The 6,954-nt window shown below is 51.3% G+C and carries 12 protein-coding genes; 1 reads left to right on the top strand and 11 read right to left on the bottom strand.

Translation table 11 applies throughout. From position 1 onward, the window contains the following. Genes rpsC through rpsJ form a run of 8 tightly spaced genes read right to left on the bottom strand, consistent with a single transcriptional unit; the run spans nucleotide 1 to nucleotide 4,089 of the window. Nucleotides 1-702 (bottom strand): 30S ribosomal protein S3, encoded by a 702-nt coding sequence (gene rpsC, locus OGY07_RS08465; protein WP_000529945.1) that lies wholly within the window; start codon nucleotides 700-702, stop codon nucleotides 1-3. A 17-nt stretch (nucleotides 703-719) separates the two neighbouring features. Beyond that, nucleotides 720-1,052 carry a 50S ribosomal protein L22 gene (gene rplV / locus OGY07_RS08470; RefSeq protein ID WP_000447529.1) on the bottom strand — a complete coding sequence of 111 codons (333 nt, stop codon included), beginning with the start codon at nucleotides 1,050-1,052 and terminating at the stop codon, nucleotides 720-722. Nucleotides 1,053-1,066: 14 nt separating this feature from the next. Then, a complete protein-coding gene (gene rpsS / locus OGY07_RS08475) occupies nucleotides 1,067-1,345 on the bottom strand; it encodes a 30S ribosomal protein S19 (protein ID WP_001138117.1) in 279 nt (92 codons plus the stop codon). A gap of 16 nt (nucleotides 1,346-1,361) precedes the next feature. Continuing rightward, complete coding sequence (rplB, locus tag OGY07_RS08480) at nucleotides 1,362-2,183, bottom strand: 50S ribosomal protein L2 (RefSeq protein WP_000301864.1); 822 nt, start codon at nucleotides 2,181-2,183, stop codon at nucleotides 1,362-1,364. A gap of 17 nt (nucleotides 2,184-2,200) precedes the next feature. Next, nucleotides 2,201-2,503: a 50S ribosomal protein L23 gene (rplW, locus tag OGY07_RS08485; RefSeq protein ID WP_000617546.1), complete on the bottom strand. Its 303-nt coding sequence runs from the start codon at nucleotides 2,501-2,503 to the stop codon at nucleotides 2,201-2,203. After that, a complete protein-coding gene (gene rplD, locus OGY07_RS08490; RefSeq protein ID WP_000424395.1) occupies nucleotides 2,500-3,105 on the bottom strand; it encodes a 50S ribosomal protein L4 in 606 nt (201 codons plus the stop codon). The genes rplW and rplD overlap by 4 nt, the downstream gene beginning before the upstream one ends. 10 nt (nucleotides 3,106-3,115) lie before the next feature. Further along, entirely contained in the window at nucleotides 3,116-3,745 is a 630-nt protein-coding gene (gene rplC / locus OGY07_RS08495; protein WP_042293120.1) for a 50S ribosomal protein L3, read from the bottom strand. A gap of 32 nt (nucleotides 3,746-3,777) precedes the next feature. Next, a complete protein-coding gene (rpsJ, locus tag OGY07_RS08500; RefSeq protein ID WP_001181005.1) occupies nucleotides 3,778-4,089 on the bottom strand; it encodes a 30S ribosomal protein S10 in 312 nt (103 codons plus the stop codon). Between the two features lie 378 nt (nucleotides 4,090-4,467). Here rpsJ and OGY07_RS08505 point away from each other — a divergent pair, with 378 nt between their 5' ends. Then, the gene (locus OGY07_RS08505; RefSeq protein ID WP_286599965.1) at nucleotides 4,468-4,944 is read left to right on the top strand and encodes a prepilin peptidase; all 477 of its coding nucleotides are present in this window, start codon (nucleotides 4,468-4,470) and stop codon (nucleotides 4,942-4,944) included. Here the strand turns inward: OGY07_RS08505 and bfr are convergent. The 3 genes from bfr to tuf form a co-directional block, all read right to left on the bottom strand. Next, nucleotides 4,934-5,410, bottom strand: coding sequence for a bacterioferritin (gene bfr / locus OGY07_RS08510; protein WP_042293126.1), 477 nt, complete (start codon nucleotides 5,408-5,410; stop codon nucleotides 4,934-4,936). The two genes, OGY07_RS08505 and bfr, sit on opposite strands and share 11 nt — an antisense overlap. Nucleotides 5,411-5,481: 71 nt before the next feature. Beyond that, nucleotides 5,482-5,676: a bacterioferritin-associated ferredoxin gene (gene bfd, locus OGY07_RS08515; protein ID WP_042293128.1), complete on the bottom strand. Its 195-nt coding sequence runs from the start codon at nucleotides 5,674-5,676 to the stop codon at nucleotides 5,482-5,484. Between the two features lie 180 nt (nucleotides 5,677-5,856). Continuing rightward, on the bottom strand, nucleotides 5,857-6,954 hold a 1,098-nt coding region (tuf, locus tag OGY07_RS08520), incomplete at its 5' end, for an elongation factor Tu (protein WP_286599882.1).

Raw genomic sequence — 6,954 nt, forward strand, 5'->3', positions numbered from 1 at the left:
TTATTTACGGCCTTTACGCTGCTGCTTTTTAGGTTGCGCAGCCGGTTTTTCCGGTTGTTCAACAGCAGCCATACCACCCAGGATCTCGCCTTTGAAGATCCATACCTTAACGCCGATTACACCGTAAGTGGTGTGCGCTTCAGAGGTGTTGTAGTCGATGTCAGCACGCAGAGTGTGCAGCGGTACGCGACCTTCACGGTACCATTCGGTACGTGCGATTTCCGCGCCGCCCAGACGGCCGCTAACTTCAACTTTGATACCTTTAGCGCCCAGACGCATTGCGTTCTGTACAGCACGCTTCATCGCACGGCGGAACATAACACGACGTTCCAGCTGAGAAGTGATGCTGTCAGCAACCAGTTTTGCGTCCAGTTCAGGTTTACGAACTTCAGCGATATTGATCTGTGCAGGAACGCCAGCGATATCCGCTACGACCTTACGCAGTTTTTCTACGTCTTCGCCTTTCTTACCGATAACGATACCCGGGCGAGCAGTGTGAATAGTCACACGGATGCTCTTAGCCGGACGCTCGATAACGATACGAGATACGGACGCTTTAGCCAGTTCCTTCGTCAGGTACTGACGTACTTTAAAATCGCTGTCCAGGTTGTCAGCGAATTCTTTGGTGTTCGCAAACCAGGTAGAGTTCCATGGTTTTACAATACCCAGGCGAATACCATTAGGATGTACTTTCTGACCCATTGCTAGTCTCCAGAGTCTCAGCGATCGGACACAACCACAGTGATGTGGCTGGTGCGCTTCAGGATGCGATCTGCACGACCTTTTGCACGCGGCATAATGCGCTTCATGCTCGGGCCTTCATCTACGAAAATTTTCGTAACTTTCAGATCGTCAATGTCAGCGCCATCGTTGTGTTCAGCGTTAGCAATGGCAGATTCCAGAACCTTCTTGACCAATACAGCCGCTTTCTTGTTGGTGTAGGTCAGAATATCCAGAGCCTGCGACACTTTCTTACCGCGAATCAGGTCAGCAACAAGGCGGACCTTCTGAGCAGAAGAACGAGCATGGCGATGTTTAGCGATAGTTTCCATCTCTTCCTCCTACCTTATTTCTTCTTCGCTTTTTTATCAGCAGCGTGGCCGCGATAAGTACGAGTCGGTGCGAATTCACCCAGTTTGTGACCGACCATTTCATCGGTTACAAATACCGGAACGTGCTGACGACCATTATGGACAGCGATGGTCAAACCGATCATGTTAGGAAAGATCGTTGAACGACGGGACCAAGTGCGCAGGGGCTTCTTGTCTCCGCTTTCCACCGCTTTCTCTACCTTCTTCAGCAAGTGCAGGTCAATAAAAGGACCTTTCTTGAGAGAACGTGGCATGGCTTATCCTCTAAAATTATTTGCTACGGCGACGTACGATGAATTTATCAGTACGCTTGTTGCTGCGGGTCTTCTTACCTTTGGTCTGAACGCCCCACGGGGTTACCGGGTGCTTACCAAAGTTACGACCTTCACCACCACCATGTGGGTGGTCTACTGGGTTCATCGCGGTACCGCGAACGGTCGGACGAACACCACGCCAACGTGCAGCACCTGCTTTACCCAGAACGCGCAGCATATGCTCAGCATTGCCAACTTCGCCCAGAGTTGCACGGCAGTCTGCTTCGACTTTACGCATTTCACCAGAACGCAGACGCAGGGTGACATAAGCACCATCGCGCGCAACGATCTGAACGTAAGTCCCTGCGGAACGTGCCAGCTGACCGCCTTTACCTGGTTTCATTTCTACGTTATGAACGGTAGAACCAACCGGGATATTGCGCATCGGCAGGGTGTTGCCTGGTTTGATTGCAGCATCAACGCCAGATTGGATCTGGTCGCCAGCTTTCAGGCCTTTAGGGGCCAGGATGTAACGGCGTTCGCCATCTTTGTACAGAACCAGCGCGATGTTCGCGGAACGGTTCGGATCGTACTCAAGACGCTCAACAACTGCCGGGATACCGTCTTTGTTGCGTTTGAAGTCAACAATACGATAAGCCTGCTTGTGGCCACCACCGATGTGACGAGTGGTGATACGGCCATTGTTGTTACGACCACCGGATTTGCTGTTTTTTTCCAGCAACGGAGCAAAAGGTTTGCCCTTGTGCAGCTCAGGGTTAACCACTTTAACTACGTGGCGACGACCCGGAGATGTCGGTTTACATTTAACAACTGCCATTGTATTACTCCTCCGACTTACTCAGCGCCGCCAACGAAGTCCAGGTTCTGGCCTTCTTTCAGGGTGACGTAAGCTTTTTTCCAGTCGCTACGACGACCGATACGCTGTCCGTGACGTTTAACTTTCCCTTTAACGACCAGGGTGTTAACGACTTCGACTTCGACTTCAAACAGTTTCTGCACAGCAGCTTTGATTTCTGCTTTGGTCGCGTCTTTAGCAACTTTGAGAACGATGGTGTTAGTTTTTTCCATCGCAGTAGACGCTTTTTCAGAAACGTGCGGTGCGCGCAGCACCTTCAGCAGACGTTCTTCACGAATCATGCCAGCATCTCCTCAACTTGCTTAACAGCATCAGCAGTCATTACGACTTTGTCGAAGGCGATCAGGCTAACCGGGTCGATACCCGTCGCATCGCGTACGTCAACCTTGTGCAGGTTACGTGCGGCCAGGAACAGGTTTTCGTCCAGCTCACCGGTGATGATCAGCACATCTTCCAGAGCCATGTCTTTCAGTTTCTGTGCCAGCAGCTTAGTTTTAGGCGCTTCAACAGAGAACTTCTCGACAACGATCAGACGATCCTGACGTACCAGTTCGGACAGAATGCTTTTCAGCGCGCCGCGGTACATCTTCTTGTTAACTTTTTGACTGTGGTCCTGCGGACGCGCAGCGAAGGTCACGCCACCAGAACGCCAGATCGGGCTCTTGATAGAACCTGAACGCGCACGGCCGGTACCTTTCTGGCGCCACGGTTTTTTACCGGAACCAGTTACTTCAGCACGAGTCTTCTGAGCACGAGTACCCTGACGAGCACCAGCTGCATAAGCAACAACAACCTGGTGAACCAGCGCTTCGTTGAAATCACGACCGAAGGTAGTTTCGGAAACAGTCAGCGCGCTCTGCGCGTCTTTCAATACTAATTCCATTGCTATCCCCTTACGCCTTCACAGCTGGTTTAACGATCAGGTCGCAGCCGGTTGCACCCGGGACCGCACCTTTAACCAGCAGCAGGTTGCGCTCAGCGTCAACACGTACTACGTCCAGGCTCTGAACAGTGACACGTTCGTTACCCAGCTGACCTGCCATTTTCTTGCCTTTGAACACTTTGCCCGGAGTCTGGTTCTGACCGATAGAACCCGGAACGCGGTGAGACAAGGAGTTACCGTGAGTCGCGTCCTGGGTACGGAAGTTCCAGCGCTTAACGGTACCTGCGAAACCTTTACCTTTAGAGGTGCCAGTTACGTCAACTTTTTTAACTTCAGCAAACAGCTCAACGCTAATGCTCTGACCTACGGTGAACTCTTCGCCTTCAGCCAGACGGAATTCCCACAGACCACGGCCAGCTTCTACGCCAGCTTTAGCAAAATGACCCGCTTCCGGCTTGGTTACACGGTTAGCTTTTTTAGCACCGGTGGTAACCTGGATTGCGCGGTAGCCATCGTTAGCCAGGTCTTTAACCTGAGTAACACGGTTTGCTTCAACTTCGATTACGGTTACTGGGATTGAAACGCCATCTTCAGTGAAGATGCGAGTCATGCCCACTTTTTTACCGACTAAACCAATCATTGTTTCAACCTCTCAATCGCTCGATGACCTGATTAACCCAGGCTGATCTGCACGTCTACACCGGCAGCCAGATCCAGACGCATCAGAGCATCAACGGTTTTCTCGGTTGGCTCAACGATGTCAACCAGACGCTTGTGAGTGCGGATTTCGTACTGGTCACGCGCGTCTTTGTTAACGTGCGGGGAGATCAGAACGGTGAAGCGCTCTTTGCGGGTCGGCAGCGGGATCGGACCACGGACTTGCGCACCAGTGCGCTTAGCAGTCTCGACGATTTCCGCGGTTGATTGATCGATCAGACGATGATCAAACGCTTTCAGGCGGATACGGATTCTTTGGTTCTGCATGAGACCAGAGCTCCAATTATTTTATAAACGAAAATGATTACTCCTCAGACCCATTACGATTGATGGGAGAGTGTAACCGTTCTTACGTAGCTCCCCGATTGGGAGCATTGTGAGATAACCAAATCGGTTACCCGAGGTTCAAATCGAACCTGCCGTCGATTAAGACAAGCCCGCGCATTATACGCAAATCTCAGCCTGACGCAAGCATCGCGTAGATATTAAACATTTTCCCCTGAATGCGAGCGGCCTTCAGCGTTGTATTGCAATGCAAACTCGGCTGACAATGACGGCGGAAATCCGCGCGCATATCCTGATAATGCCGCTTGTTCTCCGGCAGTCCTTCATTACAGTGGCGCTTTTTAGCTGGGAGATTGCCCAATGATAACCGCCCTGCCCTTTCTGCTTTGCTATGTTTCATCGACCCTGTACCTGGCGCTTTATGACTTACGCACCGGTGTGCTGCCAGACCGCGTCACCTGCCCTCTGTTGTGGATCGGGTTGGTTTTTCATCAATGCTTCTTTCCGGCACGGCTCGCCGATGCGCTATGGGGCGCCGTCGCAGGCTATATGGGATTTGCTGGCTTGTACTGGACTTATCGGTTTATTCGCGGACAAGAGGGGCTGGGTTATGGTGATGTGAAGTTTCTTGCCGCGCTGGGCGCGTGGCATGGATGGTCATCGTTACCGCTGTTGGTGCTTTGCGCATCGCTGCTTGCCAGCCTGTGCGTCGCAGTAGAGACGCTCATTTGCGGAAAGAGAGCGTTAAAAAACCCGCTGCCTTTTGGGCCATTTCTGGCGACGGCGGGTTTCATCACTGGATGTCATCAATTGATGACAGGGGGTATTAGCTTGTGACCTGGATCTGTGATTGCAGGTAGTTCTGGATACCCAACTTAGCGATGAGATCCAGCTCGGTTTCCAGCCAGTCAATATGCCCTTCTTCATCCGCCAGGATCTCGATCATCATGTCCCGGCTGACGTAATCATGAATGGTATCGGCATAGGCAATGGCTTCACGCAGGTCTTTTGCCCCTTCAAGCTCGAGCCGAAGATCGGATTGTAACATCTCTTCGACGTCTTCACCGATACCCAGCTTGCCAAGATCCTGCAGGTTTGGGATCCCTTCGAGAAACAAAATACGCTCGATGTATTTATCGGCGTGTTTCATCTCATCTATGGATTCATGGTACTCGACATCATTAAGGCGAGTGAGTCCCCAGTTTTTGAACATACGGGCATGAAGAAAATACTGGTTAATCGCGACAAGCTCATTTCCCAATAGTTTATTGAGATAATTTATGATTTTAACATCACCTTTCATTTTATAGTCCCTCCGCTTCCACTCTCTTGAGCGTAGATGGGACTACAGGGATGTCAAAAAAAGAGTGTGACTCAGGCGATTTCTTTAAACTCTGGCATTTGCGTCAATTCGTCCTGCATGACTTCACGTGCCGCTCGTATACATTTACCGCATTGATTTCCGACAGGAATAAACTTACGTAACTGTTGGAACGATTGAGGATGAAACTGACGTACAGCCTGACGAATTTTCTTATCACTTACACCATTACACAAACAAACGTACATGATCGCTCCCGTTCAATTTCTGCGCAAAGTGTAAATGAGAATAGTTATGATTACAATAGCACAACTCTGCTTACGCGGCGGAAGGAAAGACAAATTTGCGAAGATTTGTGACAGCTTCGTAGCAGGCAGCAAAAAGGGCGCCGAAGCGCCCTTTTCAGTTCAATACTAATTAATGAATAATTAGCCCAGAACTTTAGCAACCACGCCTGCACCTACAGTACGGCCGCCTTCACGGATTGCGAAACGCAGACCGTCGTCCATCGCGATCGGGTGGATCAGGGTAACAACCATTTTGATGTTGTCGCCCGGCATTACCATCTCTACGCCTTCCGGCAGTTCGATGGTGCCAGTCACGTCAGTTGTACGGAAGTAGAACTGCGGACGGTAGCCTTTGAAGAACGGAGTATGACGGCCGCCTTCGTCTTTGGACAGAATATACACTTCAGATTCGAACTTGGTGTGCGGCTTGATGGTGCCCGGCTTCGCCAGTACCTGACCACGTTCGATTTCTTCACGTTTGATACCACGCAGCAGAACACCTACGTTCTCACCCGCACGGCCTTCGTCCAGCAGTTTGCGGAACATCTCAACGCCAGTACAGGTAGACTTCGCAGTCTCTTTAATACCAACGATTTCAACTTCTTCGCCCACTTTGATGATACCGCGCTCTACACGACCGGTAACAACGGTACCACGACCGGAGATGGAGAATACGTCTTCGATCGGCAGCAGGAACGGCTTGTCAATCGCACGCTCTGGTTCCGGAATGTAAGAATCCAGGAAGCCAGCCAGTTCGATGATTTTCGCTTCCCACTCTGCGTCGCCTTCCAGCGCTTTCAGAGCTGAACCACGAACGATCGGCGTGTCGTCGCCCGGGAAATCGTACTGAGACAGCAGTTCACGAACTTCCATCTCTACCAGTTCCAGCAGCTCTTCGTCATCAACCATGTCGCATTTGTTCAGGAACACGATGATGTACGGAACGCCTACCTGACGACCCAGCAGGATGTGCTCACGGGTCTGCGGCATCGGGCCGTCAGTCGCGGCAACAACCAGGATCGCGCCGTCCATCTGCGCAGCACCGGTGATCATGTTTTTAACATAGTCGGCGTGGCCCGGGCAGTCTACGTGTGCGTAGTGACGGGTCGGGGTATCGTATTCAACGTGAGAGGTGTTGATGGTGATACCACGCGCTTTTTCTTCCGGCGCGTTATCGATCTGGTCGAATGCGCGAGCAGCACCGCCGTAGGTTTTAGCCAGTACGGTAGTGATTGCAGC

The sequence above is a fragment of the Citrobacter sp. Cs237 genome, from assembly GCF_030332325.1.
GTDB lineage: Bacteria > Pseudomonadota > Gammaproteobacteria > Enterobacterales > Enterobacteriaceae > Citrobacter_A > Citrobacter_A sedlakii.